We start from the raw sequence: 16,422 nt of genomic DNA, 5'->3' as shown, positions 1-16,422 counted from the left end.
TGGGCATGCCAAAATAGGCATCAAGCCGACTGCGTGGACGATGCCACCTCCGACTCCAGTTCGGCGAGACGATAACCCGCCGAATGGATCGTGTGTAACAGGGGCTGTGCGAAGGGTTTGTCGATGACGCGACGCAGGTTGTACAGGTGCGAGCGAAGCGTGTCTGAATCGGGCAGCGTGTCGCCCCAGATTTCGCGCTCGATATCGCGTCGGCTGACCACGCGCGGCGATTCGCGCATCAGGATCGCCAGCAGCTTCAGCCCAATCGGCGACACGGTCAGCTCCTGACCTTCGCGAGTCAGACGCAGCGTGGCGGTGTCGAGCGTCATGTCGCCGACGGTGAGTATTTCGGTCGACACCTGACGACGGTCGCGGCGAATCAGCGCACGCAGGCGGGCTTCGAGCTCGCGAACTTCGAACGGTTTCACCAGATAATCGTCGGCACCGGCTTCCAGGCCGACCAGCTTGTCATCCAGCGTGTCGCGCGCGGTGAGCATTAGCACCGGCGTCGACTTCTTCGCCTCCTTGCGCAGCTTGCGGCAAACCTCCAGACCATCCAGACCCGGAAGCATGAGGTCGAGCACGATCACGTCGTAGCTGTTGGAGACAGCAAGGTGCAGGCCGCTCACGCCGTCGGCGGCGTAATCCACCGAGTAGCCGCGGCGCTCGAGGAACTCGCCGACCATCTCGGCAATCTGGCGGTTGTCTTCGACCAGCAGAATCAGGCCGGCTTGATCTTCATGTACGGTCATATCGTGTCCTCATTGCTCTGGCTTCGGTCTCGTGGAGCTTCACAAATGTGAAGGCCGGAGATTAAACGCCCCTACGGTGATCGGAACGTGAATCAACGCGCGGGCAAGCAAATGCTCCTGCCGCTTCGACCGATGCGGGTGGCCGGAATCACTTCAGCAGCGGGCCAAGCTGCTGCCAGACGAGGTCAAGCACCTGCGGTTCGGCGCTCGCCACGGGATGCAGGCCGTCCTCCTGCATTTTCGCGGAATCCATCGCTACACCTTCGAGGAGAAACGGCACCAAGGCGTTATGTTTGGCTTTCGCCAGATCCGCATAGACGGCGCGCAGGCCGTCGCGATACTGCGGGCCGTAGTTCACCGGCAGCTCGATACCCAGCAGCAGAACGCGAATTTTCGCCTTCTGCGCCAGATCGATCATCGCGGCGAGATTGTCCTTCAACGCAGGCAACGACAGTCCCTGCAGGCCGTCGTTTGCTCCCAGTTCGATCACAAGCACCGAGGGATGATATTTCTGCAGCAGCGCCGGTAAACGATTGCGACCGCTCAGCGACGTTTCACCGCTGATGCTGGCATTGACCGCGGTCGCCTTCGGCACCATCTTCGAAAGGCGTGCATCCAGCAGCGACACCCAGCCGGACTCGATCGGTATGTTGTGTGCGGCCGAAAGCGAGTCACCCAGCACCAGTACGGTTTTTACGGCTGGCGCTTTCGCCGCCTGCGCTACCGCTTGGCCCGCACCACCCAGCAACAGCCCGCAACACATCATCCAACCAAGGCATCGACGCATGACTGATTCTTCCCGCGCGCTTCTAGAGACCCGCGATGTTAGCAAGTCGGTCAACGGTCCCGAGGGAAAGCTCGACATCCTTCAGAACGTCAGCCTGCAGATTCAGCCCGGAGAAAGCTTCGCCATCGTCGGCGCGTCGGGCTCGGGCAAGACCACCCTGCTGGGCCTGCTCGCCGGGCTGGATACGCCGAACAGCGGCAGCATCATCCTCGACGGCAACGCGCTGGAGCGGATGGACGAAGAGGCGCGCGCGGATCTGCGCCGGCGTCTGGTCGGCTTCGTGTTCCAGTCGTTTCATCTGCTGCCCGCGCTGACCGCCGAAGAGAACGTGATGCTGCCGCTGGAGCTCGAAGGCAGCAGCGATGCGCGCGCTCGCGCACGCGCAGCACTTGAAGCAGTGGGCCTCGGCGCACGCCGCAGGCATTATCCAGCCCAGCTCTCCGGCGGCGAGCAGCAGCGCGTGGCGATCGCCCGCGCCTTTGTGCACAGCCCGCGCGTGCTGTTTGCCGACGAGCCCACCGGCAACCTCGACCAGCGCACCGGCCACCACATCTGCGACATGCTGTTCGCGCTGAATCGCGATCACCACACCACGCTGGTGCTGGTCACGCACGACGCCACGCTGGCGGCGCGCTGCGATCGCCGCATTGAGCTGGAAGAGGGCCGCGTCGTGCTTGCATCGGATCCGGCCAGCGCCGCGGGCGCTCGCGCATGAAGCTGTTTTTACTCGCCCTGCGCACCGTGCGCCGCGAATGGCACCTGCCGGAGCTGCGCACGCTGGCCGCGTCGCTGGTGCTGGCCGTGGTCGCACTCGGCGTGGTCGCCACGCTGTCGACCCGGATCGAACGCGGCATGCTGGCCAGCGCCGCCGAACTGATCGGTGGCGATATCGGCATCGAATCGCCGCAGGACCTGCCCGACACGTTCGCCAACGAAGCGCGCCAGCGCGGTTTGAACGCCACGGTCAACGCCAGCTTTCCCAGCGTCGCCTTTGCCAACCAGAAAACCCAGCTGCTCGACGTGCAGGCCAGCGACCAGCACTACCCGCTGCGCGGCACGCTGGAGCTTGGCGACGCTGCCGGTCATTCGCACATCGGGCACGCGCCGCCGGCCGGCAGCGTGTATCTCGATCATCGCGCGCTGGTGGCGCTGAACCTCAAGGTCGGCCAGACGCTGCAGCTCGGCGGACGCCAGCTGACCATCGCCGCCGAACTGCTGCGCCAGCCCGACGGCGGCGAGCTGTTCGCGCTGGCGCCGCGCGCCTTGATGAGCCTCACCGACGCCGAACAGGCCGGCCTGCTCGGCGTCGGCAGCCGCGCGCGCCATCGCCTGCTGTTGGCCGGCGACCCGTCCGCCGTGCAGAGCTGGCGCGACTGGGTGCAGTCGACAAAACTGCCGCAGGGCGCCGAGCTGATCACCACCGAACAGACGCAGGAGCGCATGCGCACGGCGTTCGATCGGGCCGGCGCGTTTTTGCGGCTGACCGCGCTGCTGTCGGCGCTGCTGGCCGGCGTGGCCATTGCGCTGGCGGCGCAGCGCTACGCGCGGCGCAAGACCGCCGAAGTGGCGTTGCTGCGCGCGCTTGGCACTTCGCGCAAGCGCGTGCTTGGGCTGCTGGTCTACACGCTGGCCGCGCTGGCCATTCCGGCCGCGGCAGTTGGCCTGCTCCTCGCACTGGGGCTGTCCCAGCTCGCCTGGGCGTTTGCCAGCCAGCTGTTCGGAAGCGTGCCGACCGTGCTGCCGATCGGCCCGTCGTTCGCTGCGGCGGCGATGGGCATCGCCGTGCTGATCGGCTTTGCCCTGCCGCCGCTGGCGCGGCTGGCCGAAGTGCCGCCGGTGGCGGTGTTTCGTCAAAGCATGGAGCGGCGCGTGCGGCGCTTCGATGCGCTGTATCTGATTCCGCTAGTGGTGGCGCTGGCACTGATCTGGACGCAGAGCGGATCGGTACAGCTGGCCAGCATTCTCGCCGCCAGTCTGTTTGGCGTGGCCGTCGTGGCCGCCCTGCTGGCGGCGCTGCTGCTGTTCATTGCACGCCGTGTGGCGCCGGGCGCGCACCCCGCGCTGCGGCTCGGGCTTGCCGCGCTGGCGCGGCGGCGCACGCTGAGCCTGATCCAGGCCACGGCACTCAGCCTCGGCCTGTGCGCGCTGCTGCTGCTCGCCGTTGTGGCGCCGTCGCTGTTGCAGGGCTGGCGGCAGGAGTTGCCCAGCGACACCCCGAACTGGTTCGCGCTGAACCTGCAGGACGACCAGCGCGCCGGCTTCGACAAAGCGCTCGCCGCCATCGGCGGCAACAAGCTCAACATGGCGCCGCTGGCGGTGGGCAAGCTCACGGCGATCAACGGCAAGCCGGTTGACTCGATCAAATTCCCCGACGAACGCTCGAAGGATTCGGCTGACCGCCAGCTGCGCCTGTCGTGGGCCAGCGATCTGCCGCCGGCCAACCAGATCGTTGCGGGCCAGTGGCCGTCCGCGCATCCGGCGCAGGCCGTGGTCTCGATCGATACGATGTGGCGCGACATGTTTTCCCTGAAAGTCGGCGACACGCTGAGCTTCAACGTCGGCGAAGGCAACCTCGATGCGACGGTCGGCAGTATCCGCAAGGTCGACTGGAGCTCGTTCCGGGTCAATTTCTTCCTGCTGCTCGATCCCGATCACGCCAGCAGCCTGCCACATACCTGGCTGGCCAGCTTCTATCTGCCGCGCACGCAGGCGACCCAGCTGGCGCAGCTGTCGCGTACATACAGCAACCTCAGCCTTATCGACGTGGACGCGCTGCTGGACCGCGTGCGCGAGATTGTCGATCGCGTGGGCAATGCGGTGCGCTGGATACTCGGCTTCAGCCTGCTCGCCGGCGCGCTGGTGCTTTCCGCAGCGCTGGCCGCCAGCGCGGCCGAACGCCGGCACGAAGCCGCGCTTCTGCGCACGCTCGGCGCGCGGCGCAACCAGCTGCGCGCGGCGGCGGCCTGCGAGTTCGCCCTGCTCGGCCTTGTCGCCGGACTCACGGCCGCCCTGGGCGCCGCCGGTGCGGGCCTGTGGATGGGCCAAGCGGTATTTCATATCGACGGCTTCGTACCGCCGCTGTGGCCGCTGGCGCTGGGCGCACTCGGCGCGGCGCTCGTGGTGATGCTGCTAGGACTGGCCGGCACGCGCAAGGTCACGCAGACCTCGCCTATGCGTTTGCTTCGCGAGGGATAGGTACACTGCTGCCGGATGTTTTGTTCTTGACGATCAGCGCAGCACACGGGAAGCACGCATGTATACGCTCTACTACTCGCCCGGCACCGCCAGCATGGTCGTGCATCTGGCGCTGCTGGAAATCGGTGCGCCGCATGAACTGCGCCTGGTCAATTTCGAAGCGGACGAACAGCACAGCGCCGAATATCTGAAGCTCAACGCCAGTGGCGTCGTGCCCACGCTGGTGATTGATGGGCGCGCGCTGACCGAGTCTGCCGCGCTGCTGATGATTCTGGCCGAGCGTCATCCGGAGTCGACGCTGGCGCCAGCGATCGGCACGCCGGCGCACGATGCCTGGACGCAGTGGATCGTGTATCTCAGCAACACGCTGATGTCGACGTATCGGCTGTGGTTTTATCCGGCCGAGCTGGGCGGTCACGAGCACGATCCGGCGATAAGTACGGCGCTGCAGAACAAAATCGAAGCAGTGTGGGATCGACTCGAAGCGCATCTGCAAAACGCGGGGCCTTACCTGCTCGGCGCAGAGTTTTCCGGCGCGGACCTGCTGCTGGCCATGCTGATGCGCTGGTCGCGCAACATGCCGCGGCCGGTCAGCGAATGGCCCGCATTGAATCACCTTGCCGGACTGATCCGCGCGCGCCCCAGCTGGCAGAAGCTGTACCAGATCGAAGGACTGAGCGGATGGTGATGAAAGACCTGGCTGCCGGAATACCGTCGCATGAGTGAGGCTGAAGGTTCGAACGACGCGCCGTTTTCGTGGCGCAAAAAACTGAAAAGCGAGTGGCTGCTGCTGGTCTTCGGCACGCTGACGATTCTGCTGGCGCTGATCGATCCGCAGCCGCTGTCCAGCTATCACCGCTGGCTGCAGCTGCCCACGCTGGCCGGCCTGATGGGCTTGCTGATCGCCATTCAAGGCATACGCGACAGCGGCCTGGTGCAGCGCGCAGCCGCCGGCGTGGTGGCGCGCGCGCATTCGCTGCGCGGGCTTGGCCTGCTGCTGGTGGTTGCCACGGCGATACTGTCGATAGTGCTGACCAATGACGTAAGCCTGTTCCTGATCGTGCCGTTGACCGTAGCCATTGGCGGCATGTCCAACCTGCCCGTGCTGCGCATGGTGGTGCTGGAGGCACTGGCGGTGAACGCAGGCTCCACGCTGAGCCCGATCGGCAACCCGCAGAATCTGCTGCTGTGGCAACACGCAAAAATGCCGTTCCTGCATTTTGTCGTGGCGATGCTGCCGGCCGCCATCGTGATGTTTGCCTTGCTCGCCGCATTCACCCTGCTTTGGCTGCCTGGCGACAGCATCGAGCTGAGCAGGAAAAAAATGGACGGCCAAACGATTTCGCGGCGACTGGGCATAGCATCGATGGTCGCTCTGGCCGGCATGGTCGTGGTTATGGAATACGACCAAGCACCGCTGGGCGCCGTCGCGCTGCTCGTGCTTTTTGCGCTTTTGGCGCGCGCCACCCTGGCGCGCATCGACTGGCTGCTGCTGGTGACGTTTGCCGCGATCTTTCTGGGGCTGGGCCACTTCGCGCAGCTGCCGCTGATCAGGCACGCGATGGATCAATTCGATTTCAAACAGCCGCTGACCGTGTTCGTCGGCGGCATTCTCGCTTCGCAGCTGATCAGCAACGTGCCGGCCACCGTGCTGCTGCTGGACCGAGCGCCCGACGCAATCGGTTTGGCGGTGGCGGTGAATGTCGGCGGGTTCGGCCTGGCGATTGGCTCATTGGCCAACCTGATCGCGCTGCGCCTGGCCAAGCAGCCACACGGGCTGCGGCTGCTGCATCTGGTATCGATTCCGTTTCTGCTGGTCAGCGCACCGCTGGTTTATCTGGCGTGGCGACTTCTGGGCTGACGCTGAACCGGCTCAGTCGTCGTCGCGCGGCAGGCTCAGCTTGCCCTTGACGCGCGCATGGGTGACGTCGCCGCTGCCCATCGCACCGAGGCTGAAGCTGCCGCCGACATCCTTGACGCCGAGATCGCCCGAACCCAGCGTATCGGCATGCACGCTGCCAGCGACCTTGCGCAGCATGACGTCGCCCGAACCGATGCTGCCGATCTTCGCGTCGCCCTTGATGCCTTCGATCTTGACGTCGCCCGAACCGACCGACGTCAGCTCCAGGCTGCCGATGTCGTTGGCGTCGATGTCGCCGGCGCCCAGGCTGGCGGTGTATTTGCCCGCGACATGGCGTACGTGCAGATCACCGGAGTTCACGTGGCTCTGCAGCTGCTGCACGCCGTTGACGGTAGCGTTGCCCGAGCCCAGCCCCAGCGTTACCGGCATGCGCGCGGGCAGCTGCAGGTTGATATCCAGATACGCATAGGAGCTGCCGAAAATATTCGACGGCGCCTGACTGTCGGCGCCGATGTCGATCAGAAGCTGATCACCGGCGAGCTTCTGGCTGACCTGCAGGCTGTTTAGCACCGCGTTGTCCGACGTGCAGGCGTGGCCGGTAATCATCAGCTTCTGCACCGCGTTATTGGCGATCAGGTGCAGGTTGTGGCTATGCACTTCGATCTGCACCGCTTTGACACCGGCCAGGTTGATCTGCATGTTGCGCGGCGCCTGGTATTTGCACGGCGCCGCCGCGAAGGCCGATAGCGGGGCCAGCAAAAGAACAGCGATAAAGAAACGGCGCATGGTGAAATCCGTGATGAGGCAAGGCCTGTAGGATGCCACCGGACACGGAAAGGTTGCACGCCTGCGTGTCAGCGGTGTGCCGTGGCCGTGCGCGGCAGCGTGAAATTCCCGATGAATCGCATCATCACTCCCGCTCGATCGCCTTGGCGCGCTGCCAGAGCGCCTCTTGAGCGGCAAGATCCTGCCGTGCGAAATGCTGGCCATCGGCGGCGGCCAGCACCTCCATTTGGCGGAAGCGCCGCTCGAACTTGGCGTTCGCGTGCCGCAGCGCGCGTGAGAAATCGACCTTGGCGTGGCGCGCCAGATTCACCATCACGAACAGCACGTCGCCAATCTCGTCTTCCAGCCGCGCCGTGTCCGCGCCCGCAGCGAACTCGGCGCGCACCTCGTCCACTTCCTCGGCCAGTTTGGCCAGCACTGACGACGGCTCGGGCCAGTCGAATCCCGTGCCGGCGGCGCGCTCCTGCAATTTGCGCGCACGCTGCCATTCCGGCAGGCCCGAGGAAATGCCGGCCAGCGCGCTGTCGTCCGCCGGTGCTCCCTTGGCCATGCGCTCGGCCGTCTTGATGTCTTCCCACGCCTGTTTGCGCGCGGCGTCGTCGACAAATGGTGTGTCGCCAAAGACGTGCGGATGGCGGCGCGTCATCTTGCGGCTGATCGCATCCGCCACGTCGGCAAAGTCGAACAGGCCCTTTTCCTTGGCCATCTGCGCGTGAAAAACCACCTGCAGCAGCAGATCGCCCAGTTCGTCGCGCAGATCGTCCCAGTCGCCGCGGTCGATCGCGTCGACGACTTCGTAGGCTTCTTCCAGCGTGTAGGGCGCGACGGATGCAAAATCCTGCTTCACATCCCACGGGCATCCGCTGTCGGGATCGCGCAGCCGCGCCATGATCGCCAGCAGGTCGTCGAGGCTGTAGCGCGTCGTTTCGGTCATCGCAATCTGCTTCGGTGAGTCGTGATGGCGCGCTGCCGATTACACGTAGCCGGTGCTGCGCAGGCGCGCGGCCCAGTCCACGCGGGTATCGCCAACGGCAATGAATTCGGGATTGAGCAGCGACTCGCCGCGGTTGTAGGTAAACGGTTTGCCGTGCAGATCGAGCACCGCGCCGCCGGCTTCCTGCAATACGCACTGCGCCGCCGCCGTATCCCATTCGCTGGTCAGGCCCAGGCGCAGGTAGACGTCCGCGTCGCCGCGCGCGATCAGGCAGAACTTCAGCGACGAACCGAGCGGCACGAGCTGATGGTCTTGGCCTAACAAGGTCTGCAGCATGGCGGTCTGCTCGCTGCCGTGCGAGCGGCTGCCGGCCAGCACCGGCGGCTGTGCCAGCGCGCGCGCGTGAATGCGCTGCCATTCGCCGCCGGCCTGCGCCTGCAGCCATGCACCCTTGCCCTGCTCGGCGATATACAGCTCGCCGGTGACCGGCGCCAGTACCACGCCAAGCACCGTATGCCGATCGTCGATCAGCGCGATGTTGACGGTGAACTCGCCGTTGCGTTTGACGAACTCGCGCGTGCCGTCAAGCGGATCGACCAGCCAGTAGCGCGTCCAGTGCTGACGCTGCGACCAGGCCAGCGCCTTGGCCTCTTCCGACACGATCGGCAGCGCGGGGTCGAGCTTCGCCAGCCCATCCAGGATCACCTGTTGCGCAGCCAGGTCGGCGGCGGTAAGCGGCGACGCATCGGCCTTGGTCTGCACCGAAAAGTCGCTACGGTAGATGGCCATGATCGCTTCGCCGGCAGCGCGCGCGATCTCGCCGATCTGCCGCGCAAACGCGGGTTCGGCACTCATCGAAATACACTCATGCGCCGACTCACTGACGCTTGAAGCGGCCGGCGAGGTATTCGCGGGCCATGAACAGAGCCGCGATCGAGCGGCCTTCGGTGACGTCGTCGCGGCCGATCAGCGTATGCAGCTCGGACATCTTCCACGGCACCACGTCGAGTTCTTCCGGCTCGTCGCCCACCAGCCGCTCGGCATAGAGATCCTGCGCCAGCACCACGTGCGCCATGTGCGTCATGTACGACGGCGACAGCGAAAGGTTGTGCAGCAGTGTGAGCTTGCGCGCGCCGTAACCGACTTCCTCCTTCAGTTCGCGATCGGCGCCCTGCTCGGCGGTTTCATCCCGATCCAGACGCCCCTTTGGCAGCCCCAGCTCGTAGCGGCCGACGCCGGCACCGTATTCGCGCACCAGCAGCACGGTGTCATCGTCGCGCATCGGCACGATGATCACCGCACCGAGCCCGCTGCTTTTCAGCCGCTCGTAGGTGCGCCGTTCCCCGTTGGAAAACTCCAGATCGAGCTGTTCGGCGCGCAGGAAATGGCTGTTCGCGATGTCTCGCGTGGCATGGATGATGGGTGGTTTGCGCATCGGATCATTCTAGCCTGCTGTCGGCGAAATGCGCCGCCGCGCGCCGCGACAAACGCGGCTGGCGCGAAAGATTGCTCGCCCGGGACGTGTGCGTATGCACATCGCCCGGCCGCCGCGTATCGAGAGGAAAGACGCCGGTTCTCCCGCCGGCTTACCTTGCGACGCAACATCTAAATCACGGATATCCATGGATTTTTTGTTTGACCACGAAAGTGGCCGAATGGATACTCCGGCGTACGGACGCTGATGCTGACAGATTGCCGGGGGCAGCGATGCGGTGGCCGTGAGGTCTGACTGACATCCATCCAGAGGGGAATTGCATGCGTACGCTACGTCTTGCCTTGCAGTCGATGTTGATTGTTTTGCTTCTTTCATTCGCCGCATCGGCGGGTGCCAAAAACACTACAGCCAGCAGCAGCGGTTACACCCAGACGCGTTATCCGATCGTGCTGGTGCACGGCCTGTTCGGCTTCGATCAGCTGTTTGGCAGCATCGACTACTTCTACGGCATCACCGACGGGCTGCGCAGCGGCGGGGCAACCGTCTACGTGGTCGAGCTCAGCCAGCTCGGCAACGACATCACCCGTGGTAACCAGCTCGTGGCCCAGCTGGAAAACCTGCAGGCGGTTTATGGCTACAGCAAATTCAATCTGATCGGCCACAGCCAGGGCGGTCTCGACGTTCGCTATGCCGCGGCCGTGCGGCCGGATCTGGTCGCCTCGGTCAGCACGTTCGGCACGCCGCATACCGGCAGCGCGGTCGCCGACGGCATTCTCACGCTGGCGCCAGCTGGCACGCCGCAGCGCGCGCTGGCGGTGGCGTTCACGACGGCGCTGGCCAACCTGATCGACACGTTCTCCGGCGGCAACAATCCGCAAAACGCGATCGCCGCGCTGACCCAGCTTTCCAGCGGCGGCGCGGCGCAATTCAACGCGCAGTTTCCCGCCGGCATGCCGACGTCGACGTGCGGCTCGGGCGCGGCGGTGGTCAATGGCATCCGCTATTACTCGTCCGGCGGCGCGTCGGTGCTGACCAATGTGCTCGATCCGACCGACGCGCTGCTTGGCGTCGGCAGCCTGTTTTTCAAAGGCACGACCAACGATGGTCTGGTCGGACAGTGCTCCAGCCACTGGGGCACGGTGATTCGAGACAACTATGGCTGGAATCACCTGGACGAGGTGAACCAGCTGCTCGGTTTGCGCGGCGTGTTTTCGTCCGATCCCGTGGCCGTTTACCGCGACCAGGCCAATCGGCTGAAAGGTCTGGGCCTTTGACGTCACGCCGCCGCCTTGGTTGGATGCTCGGCGCGGCGGCGCTGGTCTGTGCGGTGCTGCTGGCGCGCCACAGCACCGCTGAAATAGATGCGGTGCAGTCGTCTACGGTCGCTCCAACCGTGCACTCCGCAGAGCGGGACGGTTCGTCGCCCGGCGAATCGCCTGCGCAGGTCGCGGGGTCCCGATGGCGTGATCCGCACTTTGTACTCAAAAACGGATCCCTGCGCGGCACGGAGCCCGACGGTGGCGTGAGCGTGGGCTTTGGCGGCCATCTCAAACCGGATATGGCCTTGCGCCATCTGTTCGACTATTACCTCGTGCTTCTGGGCGAAACGGATCTCGCCGGCATTCGCAGCCTGCTGCACGACGACCTGCTGCATCGGCAACTCGATCCGCCGCTGATCGACGAAGTGATGGCGAGCTTCGATCGATACACGCGCTACCAGGAGGCCGCGGTAGCGCTGGCCAACCAGCCCGGCCTGTCGATGGATCAGCAGCTGGCGCAGGCCATCGCACTGCGGCGGCAAATGCTGGGCGATGAAACGGCCGAAGCGTTTTACGGTGACGAGCAGCGTCGGCAGCAGCAATCGCTGCAGCGGCTGGCCATCCAGTCCGATGCCCGCCTCTCGCCAGCTGAAAAGGCAATGCGACTTCAGGCGCTCGATGCCGCACTGCCGGCGGCCGAGCAGGAAGCGCAGGCGCAGCTGGCCCTAGGCACGACGGTGCAGGCACAGACCGACGCTTTTGACGCCGCGCAAACCGATGCCGCCACTCGCCACGCCGAACGCGCGCAATTATTTGGCGCTGCCGCCGCCGATCGCCTGCAGCAGCTCGACCAAGGCCGCGCGCAGTGGCAGGCGAGACTCGATGCCTACACGCAACAGAGTCAGGCCATTCAGGCTGACAGCACGCTCACCAGCGTACAGCAGCAGGCTGCATTGCAGCAGCTGCTGACCAGCAGCTTTCATGGCGGTGAACGGGTGCGGGTGCAGGCCATGCAGAGCAGCGGCTTGCTAAGCAAATCGAACTGAGCGCTTGCAAAGGCGACTCATCTCCCGCAAGCGTCAACGACTACGCAATCGATCCAGCGCCAGGGCATGAATAGCCGGCGTGCCGGCCAGCACGCTGCGCGTATCCAGCGTGATCGGACCGCCGTCCAGATCGGCAAACACGCCGCCCGCCTCACGTACGATCACCACCAGCGCCGCGATGTCGAGAATGTTGACGTCCGACTCGATCACCAGATCGAGGCTCCCGCGCGCCAGCAGATGGTAGTGACAGAAATCGCCGTAGCCGCGGATGCGGTTGCTGTCGCGGATCAGCTGGCCGAGCGCATCCCAGCGCGCGTCGGCGGTGAGCGTCTTGACGTTGCCGGTGGAGATCGACGCCTGACTGATCGCGCTCGTATCCGCAACACTGACGCGCTCACCGTCGAGCCACGCGCCCTCGCCCCGGCTGGCCCACATGGTCTCGCCATAGATCGGCGCACTGGATACGCCGAGCACCAGCTCGTCACCGTCCATCAGCGCGATCTGGGTCGAAAAGAACGGCGTGCGGCGCACGAAGCTCTTGGTGCCATCGAGCGGATCGACCAGCCACAGCAGGCCGCCGCGCTGGCCTTCCAGACCAAACTCCTCGCCGTAGATCGCCGCCTCCGGCAACGCGGCCTGCAGAATTTTCCGAATGGCCTGCTCGGCCTCGCGATCGGCAATGGTTACCGGCGTGGCGTCGGACTTGATCTCGATCTCGACGCCGCGATGCCAGTAATGCCGGATGATTTCTGCGGCTGCGGCGGCCGCTTCGCGCGCGGCCGCCATGGCCTTGGTTACGGTATCGGATGGCATGATCAGTGGGGCGTCCCGTCGGATGTCGGCGGCGGCAGGCCCATAGCCATACCGCCACTTCGTTGAATATGCAGCGCGCCGCTGCCGTCCGGCTGACCGAACTGGCCCAGCCAGTGGCGCAACGCTGCGTCAGTCTGCTGAGGCAGCAAGGTCGCGTCCAGTCGCCAGCCCAGCGGGCTCAGCTGAAGTTGGCCGTCGGCCTGCAGCGGGCCATGGCCATCGTCATGCAGCTGCGCCGAGATCACGCCGTTCTGCGCCCGCGCCTGCAGTTGTAACGCGCCCAGGGCGATATCGCTCCCGCGCGTTTTGATGGATGCATTCGACCACTGCGTATTCGCCTGCAGCTCCAGCGGCCAGCCGGCCTGCAGCAGCGCGTGCGCGACGCTGAGCTGCAGTTCGCCGCCCGGCTGTTGGCCCTGCGGCAGCTTTGCCGCATAGGTATCGAGCAGCGACAGATCCAGGCGTGCGTGCACGTCGCGCCATTCGACCTGGCCCTGCGGCAGTTTGCGCATGGCTCCGGAAAAATCCAGCTGCGGGCCAATGAAATCGAGCCGCAGCTGGGCTTTTCCCAGCAGGGCCGAGCGCGACAGCTGCCAGCTCAGCCTGCCCAGCACCTTCCCGTCGCTGGTCGTGACCTGATCGGCATGACCGTCCCACAGCAGCCCGCCAACCTGCTGCAGACGCACGCCGTGCAGCTGCGGCGCGATCCACAGCATCGCCAGGCTGGCGGGCAAAAACCACACCAGCACCAGTGCGATCAGCACCAGCAAGCCCAGGGCGATCAGGCATTTGTGCAGCGTCTTCAAGCGCCGATTCTCAAGCCGATTGTCAAGCCAATTCTCAAGCGTACCCACCCGACCGTATTCACCGCTGGACTTGAGCGCCCCGCGCGCAGCGTCGATGATAGCCGGATGACTGACTCGACAAGCAGCAATGCCGCGCTCGCCGCGCGCGACCTCAAACACCTGTGGCATCCCTGCACGCAGATGCACGATCACGACATCGCCGGCGTGCCGATGGTGCCGATCGTGCGCGGCGACGGCGCCTGGTTGATCGATGCCGACGGCAAGCGCTACCTCGACGGCATCAGCTCGTGGTGGACCAACCTGTTCGGCCACGCCAACCCGCGCATCGCGGCCGCGCTCGCCGATCAGGCGCGCACGCTGGAGCACGTGATCTTCGCCGGCTTCACGCACGAGCCGGCCATTGCGCTGGCCGAAGAGCTGGTGCGCATCACGCCGCCCGGGCTCGATCGCGTATTCCTGGCCGACAACGGTTCGGCGGCGATCGAGGTCGCGCTGAAGATGAGCTTTCACTACTGGCTCAATCAGGGCCACGGCGAAAAGACCCGTTTCATTGCGCTGACCGGCAGCTATCACGGCGAAACGCTGGGCGCGCTGTCCGTGAGCGATGTGGCGCTGTACCGCAAGACCTATGCGCCGCTGCTGCTGACGCCGTTTCTTGCGCCGTCGCCCGATACGTACGAGGGCGAGCCCGGCGAGAGCCCCGAGCAGATCGCCGCGCGCCGACTGCTGGAACTGCGCGCCCTGCTCGAACGCCACGCGCATGAAACCTGCGCCGTGATCGTCGAACCCTTGGTGCAGTGTGCCGGCGGCATGCGCATGTATCACCCCAGCTATCTCAGCGGCCTGCGCGCGCTGTGCGACGAGTTCGCCGTGCATTTCATCGCCGATGAAATCGCGGTTGGCTTCGGCCGCACCGGCACGCTGTTCGCCTGCGAGCAGGCCGCGACGGCGCCCGATTTCATGTGCCTGTCGAAAGGACTGACGGCGGGATTTCTGCCGCTATCGGCGGTGCTCACCACCGATGCGATCTATCAGGCGTTCTATGCCGAGTACAACGCGGGCAAGGCGTTTCTGCATTCGCACAGCTATACCGGCAACCCGCTGGCCTGCCGCGTGGCGCTGGAAACGCTGGCGATATTCCGCGACGAGCCGGTGCTGGAACGCAATCGCCAGCTGTCCGCACACTTGGCCAGGCGGCTGGCGCCGTTGCGCGACCATCCGAACGTCGGCGACGTGCGCCAGACCGGCATGATCGCCGCTGTCGAGATGGTGGCCGACAAGGCCAGCCGCCGGCCGTTTGCGGCGGCGGACCGGCGCGGAATGCGCGTGTACATCGATGGGTTGAAACGCGGCGTCGTGCTCAGACCGCTGGGCAACGTGGTCTATTTCATGCCGCCGTACGTCGTCACCGAAGCGGATATCGATCGGCTGGTCGATGCGGCGGTCGCCGGCATCGAGATAGCCGTAGCGGGCTAAAGCCCTCAGTGCCCGAGGCTGATGCTGGGATCGAGCATCTGCAGCGCGTGCGCGTTGTCGATCGCGCCCGTATTGCGCAACTCGTCGTGGCTGTAGCTGCGCCCGGCCACGGGCAGGCAGTCGCCATTTTTCGGCGGGATGAGGCTACCGGTACTGCGCAGGCAGGTGCGATCGCCGGGCCGGATCAGCCGATGGTCGGCGCCGGTCTTTTTTGAGGTCGTGGAGGCCTGATCCGATGAGCTGGCCGCCGGCGGCGCCGATGGCGAACTCTGCGCTGTCGCTGCCGACAGCACACCCGCTGATAGCGCGAGAGCGAAAAAGAGGCGCTTCGAAAGGGCCGATGTTGCAATCATTGAATGAGACATGGCGAAACCTCGACAGCACTCACGGAATACGTCACCGCATGCTGCGCCGCTCAGGCTGCGCCTGCAACAAAATGCATTCGCTCATCTCGCTGACATTCAGATTTGCCGCGCATTCGGCAGCACCTGCCGGCTCGGCTATGCTGCTTTTTTGTCTTGCGAAAGCTCCATGCGAACGATCCGACTTCATCTCGATCAACCCTTGACGGTAGGCGCCGAGCTGCCGCTGCCGGCACAGGCCGGGGAGCACGCCGTGCGCGTGCTGCGGCTGGCGGCCGGCGACCCGCTGACGCTGTTCAACGGCGACGGCTGCGACTACGCCGCCACCATTCTCGCTGTGGGCAAACGCGAGGTAAGCGTCCGGATCGACGCGAGGCTCGCCCTGTGCAACGAGTCACCGCTGAAGTTGACGCTCGCGCAAGGCGTGGCGCGCGGCGACAAGATGGACCTGATCGTGCAGAAGGCGACCGAGCTCGGCATCGCGCGCATCGTGCCGCTGCTGACCGAGCGCTCGGAGGTGAAACTGGACGCCGCGCGCTCCGAAAAGCGCCTGCTGCACTGGCGCGGCGTGGCCGCCAGCGCCTGCGAGCAAAGCGGCCGTGCGCGCGTACCGGATATTGCCGCCGCCGTGCCGTTGGCGAAGTGGGCGGACGAGCTGGCCGACGATGGCGCCCTGCGGCTGGCGCTGCTCCCCGAAGCGGCCAGATCGACGCGCGAGCTGCAGTTCAGCGCTGCCGGCGGTGTACTGGTCGTGGGCCCGGAAGGCGGTTTGGGCGAGCGCGACATCCGTGCGCTGCATGCGGCCAGGTTTGAAGGACTGCGCCTCGGCCCCCGAATTCTCCGTACCGAAACCGCCGGACTGGCAGCGCTGGCGGCACTTCAGGCGATCCACGGGGACGCCTGACGCGGC

The 16,422-nt window shown here is 65.5% G+C and carries 17 protein-coding genes; 8 read left to right on the top strand and 9 right to left on the bottom strand.

Annotated elements, in window-relative coordinates; genetic code table 11:
- Positions 1-20: 20 nt before the first annotated feature.
- Positions 21-752 carry a response regulator transcription factor gene (locus ACDK93_RS05315; RefSeq protein WP_179477439.1) on the bottom strand — a complete coding sequence of 244 codons (732 nt, stop codon included), beginning with the start codon at positions 750-752 and terminating at the stop codon, positions 21-23.
- A 148-nt stretch (positions 753-900) separates the two neighbouring features.
- Positions 901-1,539 carry an arylesterase gene (locus tag ACDK93_RS05310; RefSeq protein ID WP_458071562.1) on the bottom strand — a complete coding sequence of 213 codons (639 nt, stop codon included), beginning with the start codon at positions 1,537-1,539 and terminating at the stop codon, positions 901-903.
- Here ACDK93_RS05310 and ACDK93_RS05305 point away from each other — a divergent pair.
- Genes ACDK93_RS05305 through ACDK93_RS05290 form a run of 4 tightly spaced genes read left to right on the top strand, consistent with a single transcriptional unit; the run spans position 1,538 to position 6,595 of the window.
- The gene (locus ACDK93_RS05305; protein ID WP_458071561.1) at positions 1,538-2,254 is read left to right on the top strand and encodes an ABC transporter ATP-binding protein; all 717 of its coding nucleotides are present in this window, start codon (positions 1,538-1,540) and stop codon (positions 2,252-2,254) included. The genes ACDK93_RS05310 and ACDK93_RS05305 overlap by 2 nt on opposite strands.
- Positions 2,251-4,734, top strand: a complete 2,484-nt coding sequence (locus ACDK93_RS05300) for an ABC transporter permease (protein WP_458071560.1) — start codon at positions 2,251-2,253, stop codon at positions 4,732-4,734. Before ACDK93_RS05305 ends, ACDK93_RS05300 begins: the two co-directional genes overlap by 4 nt.
- Before the next feature lie 58 nt (positions 4,735-4,792).
- Positions 4,793-5,422 carry a glutathione S-transferase family protein gene (locus ACDK93_RS05295; RefSeq protein ID WP_458071559.1) on the top strand — a complete coding sequence of 210 codons (630 nt, stop codon included), beginning with the start codon at positions 4,793-4,795 and terminating at the stop codon, positions 5,420-5,422.
- A gap of 30 nt (positions 5,423-5,452) precedes the next feature.
- The gene (locus tag ACDK93_RS05290; RefSeq protein ID WP_458071558.1) at positions 5,453-6,595 is read left to right on the top strand and encodes an SLC13 family permease; all 1,143 of its coding nucleotides are present in this window, start codon (positions 5,453-5,455) and stop codon (positions 6,593-6,595) included.
- A 12-nt stretch (positions 6,596-6,607) separates the two neighbouring features.
- Here the strand turns inward: ACDK93_RS05290 and ACDK93_RS05285 are convergent, their stop codons facing one another.
- The 4 genes from ACDK93_RS05285 to nudE all read right to left on the bottom strand — a co-directional run bounded on the left by ACDK93_RS05285 (position 6,608) and on the right by nudE (position 9,750).
- Positions 6,608-7,381 carry a DUF4097 family beta strand repeat-containing protein gene (locus tag ACDK93_RS05285; protein ID WP_458071556.1) on the bottom strand — a complete coding sequence of 258 codons (774 nt, stop codon included), beginning with the start codon at positions 7,379-7,381 and terminating at the stop codon, positions 6,608-6,610.
- Positions 7,382-7,505: 124 nt separating this feature from the next.
- Positions 7,506-8,315 (bottom strand): nucleoside triphosphate pyrophosphohydrolase, encoded by an 810-nt coding sequence (gene mazG / locus ACDK93_RS05280; RefSeq protein WP_458071555.1) that lies wholly within the window; start codon positions 8,313-8,315, stop codon positions 7,506-7,508.
- A 39-nt stretch (positions 8,316-8,354) separates the two neighbouring features.
- On the bottom strand, positions 8,355-9,170 hold the full coding sequence (gene cysQ, locus ACDK93_RS05275) for a 3'(2'),5'-bisphosphate nucleotidase CysQ (protein WP_458071553.1): 816 nt from the start codon (positions 9,168-9,170) through the stop codon (positions 8,355-8,357).
- Between the two features lie 22 nt (positions 9,171-9,192).
- Complete coding sequence (nudE, locus tag ACDK93_RS05270; protein ID WP_458071551.1) at positions 9,193-9,750, bottom strand: ADP compounds hydrolase NudE; 558 nt, start codon at positions 9,748-9,750, stop codon at positions 9,193-9,195.
- Between the two features lie 320 nt (positions 9,751-10,070).
- On the opposite strand from nudE, the gene ACDK93_RS05265 reads away from it, so the two are divergent.
- Positions 10,071-11,024, top strand: coding sequence for a lipase family alpha/beta hydrolase (locus tag ACDK93_RS05265; RefSeq protein WP_458071549.1), 954 nt, complete (start codon positions 10,071-10,073; stop codon positions 11,022-11,024).
- Positions 11,021-12,055: a lipase secretion chaperone gene (locus ACDK93_RS05260; RefSeq protein ID WP_458071547.1), complete on the top strand. Its 1,035-nt coding sequence runs from the start codon at positions 11,021-11,023 to the stop codon at positions 12,053-12,055. Before ACDK93_RS05265 ends, ACDK93_RS05260 begins: the two co-directional genes overlap by 4 nt.
- 33 nt (positions 12,056-12,088) lie before the next feature.
- On the opposite strand, the gene ACDK93_RS05255 is transcribed toward ACDK93_RS05260, so the two are convergent.
- Positions 12,089-12,868, bottom strand: a complete 780-nt coding sequence (locus tag ACDK93_RS05255) for an inositol monophosphatase family protein (protein WP_458071545.1) — start codon at positions 12,866-12,868, stop codon at positions 12,089-12,091.
- A gap of 2 nt (positions 12,869-12,870) precedes the next feature.
- Positions 12,871-13,674, bottom strand: coding sequence for a type II secretion system protein N (locus ACDK93_RS05250; protein WP_458071544.1), 804 nt, complete (start codon positions 13,672-13,674; stop codon positions 12,871-12,873).
- A 105-nt stretch (positions 13,675-13,779) separates the two neighbouring features.
- On the opposite strand from ACDK93_RS05250, the gene ACDK93_RS05245 reads away from it, so the two are divergent.
- Positions 13,780-15,150, top strand: a complete 1,371-nt coding sequence (locus ACDK93_RS05245) for an adenosylmethionine--8-amino-7-oxononanoate transaminase (RefSeq protein WP_458071542.1) — start codon at positions 13,780-13,782, stop codon at positions 15,148-15,150.
- A 5-nt stretch (positions 15,151-15,155) separates the two neighbouring features.
- Here ACDK93_RS05245 and ACDK93_RS05240 read toward each other — a convergent pair whose 3' ends face one another.
- A complete protein-coding gene (locus tag ACDK93_RS05240) occupies positions 15,156-15,515 on the bottom strand; it encodes a hypothetical protein (protein WP_458071541.1) in 360 nt (119 codons plus the stop codon).
- A 166-nt stretch (positions 15,516-15,681) separates the two neighbouring features.
- On the opposite strand from ACDK93_RS05240, the gene ACDK93_RS05235 reads away from it, so the two are divergent.
- On the top strand, positions 15,682-16,416 hold the full coding sequence (locus ACDK93_RS05235; protein WP_458071540.1) for a 16S rRNA (uracil(1498)-N(3))-methyltransferase: 735 nt from the start codon (positions 15,682-15,684) through the stop codon (positions 16,414-16,416).
- Positions 16,417-16,422 lie beyond the last annotated feature (6 nt).

The sequence above is a fragment of the Rhodanobacter sp. BL-MT-08 genome, from assembly GCF_054161255.1.
This window is presented reverse-complemented; position numbering and strand designations above follow the sequence as displayed.

Bases quoted from the DNA above. Each gene is read 5' to 3' on its own strand.
- cysQ (WP_458071553.1), bottom strand. From the start codon at position 9,170: ATGAGTGCCGAACCCGCGTTTGCGCGGCAGATCGGCGAGATCGCGCGC.
- ACDK93_RS05300 (WP_458071560.1), top strand. From the start codon at position 2,251: ATGAAGCTGTTTTTACTCGCCCTGCGCACCGTGCGCCGCGAATGGCAC.
- ACDK93_RS05315 (WP_179477439.1), bottom strand. From the start codon at position 752: ATGACCGTACATGAAGATCAAGCCGGCCTGATTCTGCTGGTCGAAGAC.
- ACDK93_RS05235 (WP_458071540.1), top strand. From the start codon at position 15,682: ATGCGAACGATCCGACTTCATCTCGATCAACCCTTGACGGTAGGCGCC.
- mazG (WP_458071555.1), bottom strand. From the start codon at position 8,315: ATGACCGAAACGACGCGCTACAGCCTCGACGACCTGCTGGCGATCATG.
- ACDK93_RS05255 (WP_458071545.1), bottom strand. From the start codon at position 12,868: ATGCCATCCGATACCGTAACCAAGGCCATGGCGGCCGCGCGCGAAGCG.
- ACDK93_RS05305 (WP_458071561.1), top strand. From the start codon at position 1,538: ATGACTGATTCTTCCCGCGCGCTTCTAGAGACCCGCGATGTTAGCAAG.
- ACDK93_RS05240 (WP_458071541.1), bottom strand. From the start codon at position 15,515: ATGTCTCATTCAATGATTGCAACATCGGCCCTTTCGAAGCGCCTCTTT.
- nudE (WP_458071551.1), bottom strand. From the start codon at position 9,750: ATGCGCAAACCACCCATCATCCATGCCACGCGAGACATCGCGAACAGC.
- ACDK93_RS05245 (WP_458071542.1), top strand. From the start codon at position 13,780: ATGACTGACTCGACAAGCAGCAATGCCGCGCTCGCCGCGCGCGACCTC.
- ACDK93_RS05285 (WP_458071556.1), bottom strand. From the start codon at position 7,381: ATGCGCCGTTTCTTTATCGCTGTTCTTTTGCTGGCCCCGCTATCGGCC.
- ACDK93_RS05295 (WP_458071559.1), top strand. From the start codon at position 4,793: ATGTATACGCTCTACTACTCGCCCGGCACCGCCAGCATGGTCGTGCAT.
- ACDK93_RS05290 (WP_458071558.1), top strand. From the start codon at position 5,453: ATGAGTGAGGCTGAAGGTTCGAACGACGCGCCGTTTTCGTGGCGCAAA.
- ACDK93_RS05265 (WP_458071549.1), top strand. From the start codon at position 10,071: ATGCGTACGCTACGTCTTGCCTTGCAGTCGATGTTGATTGTTTTGCTT.
- ACDK93_RS05310 (WP_458071562.1), bottom strand. From the start codon at position 1,539: ATGCGTCGATGCCTTGGTTGGATGATGTGTTGCGGGCTGTTGCTGGGT.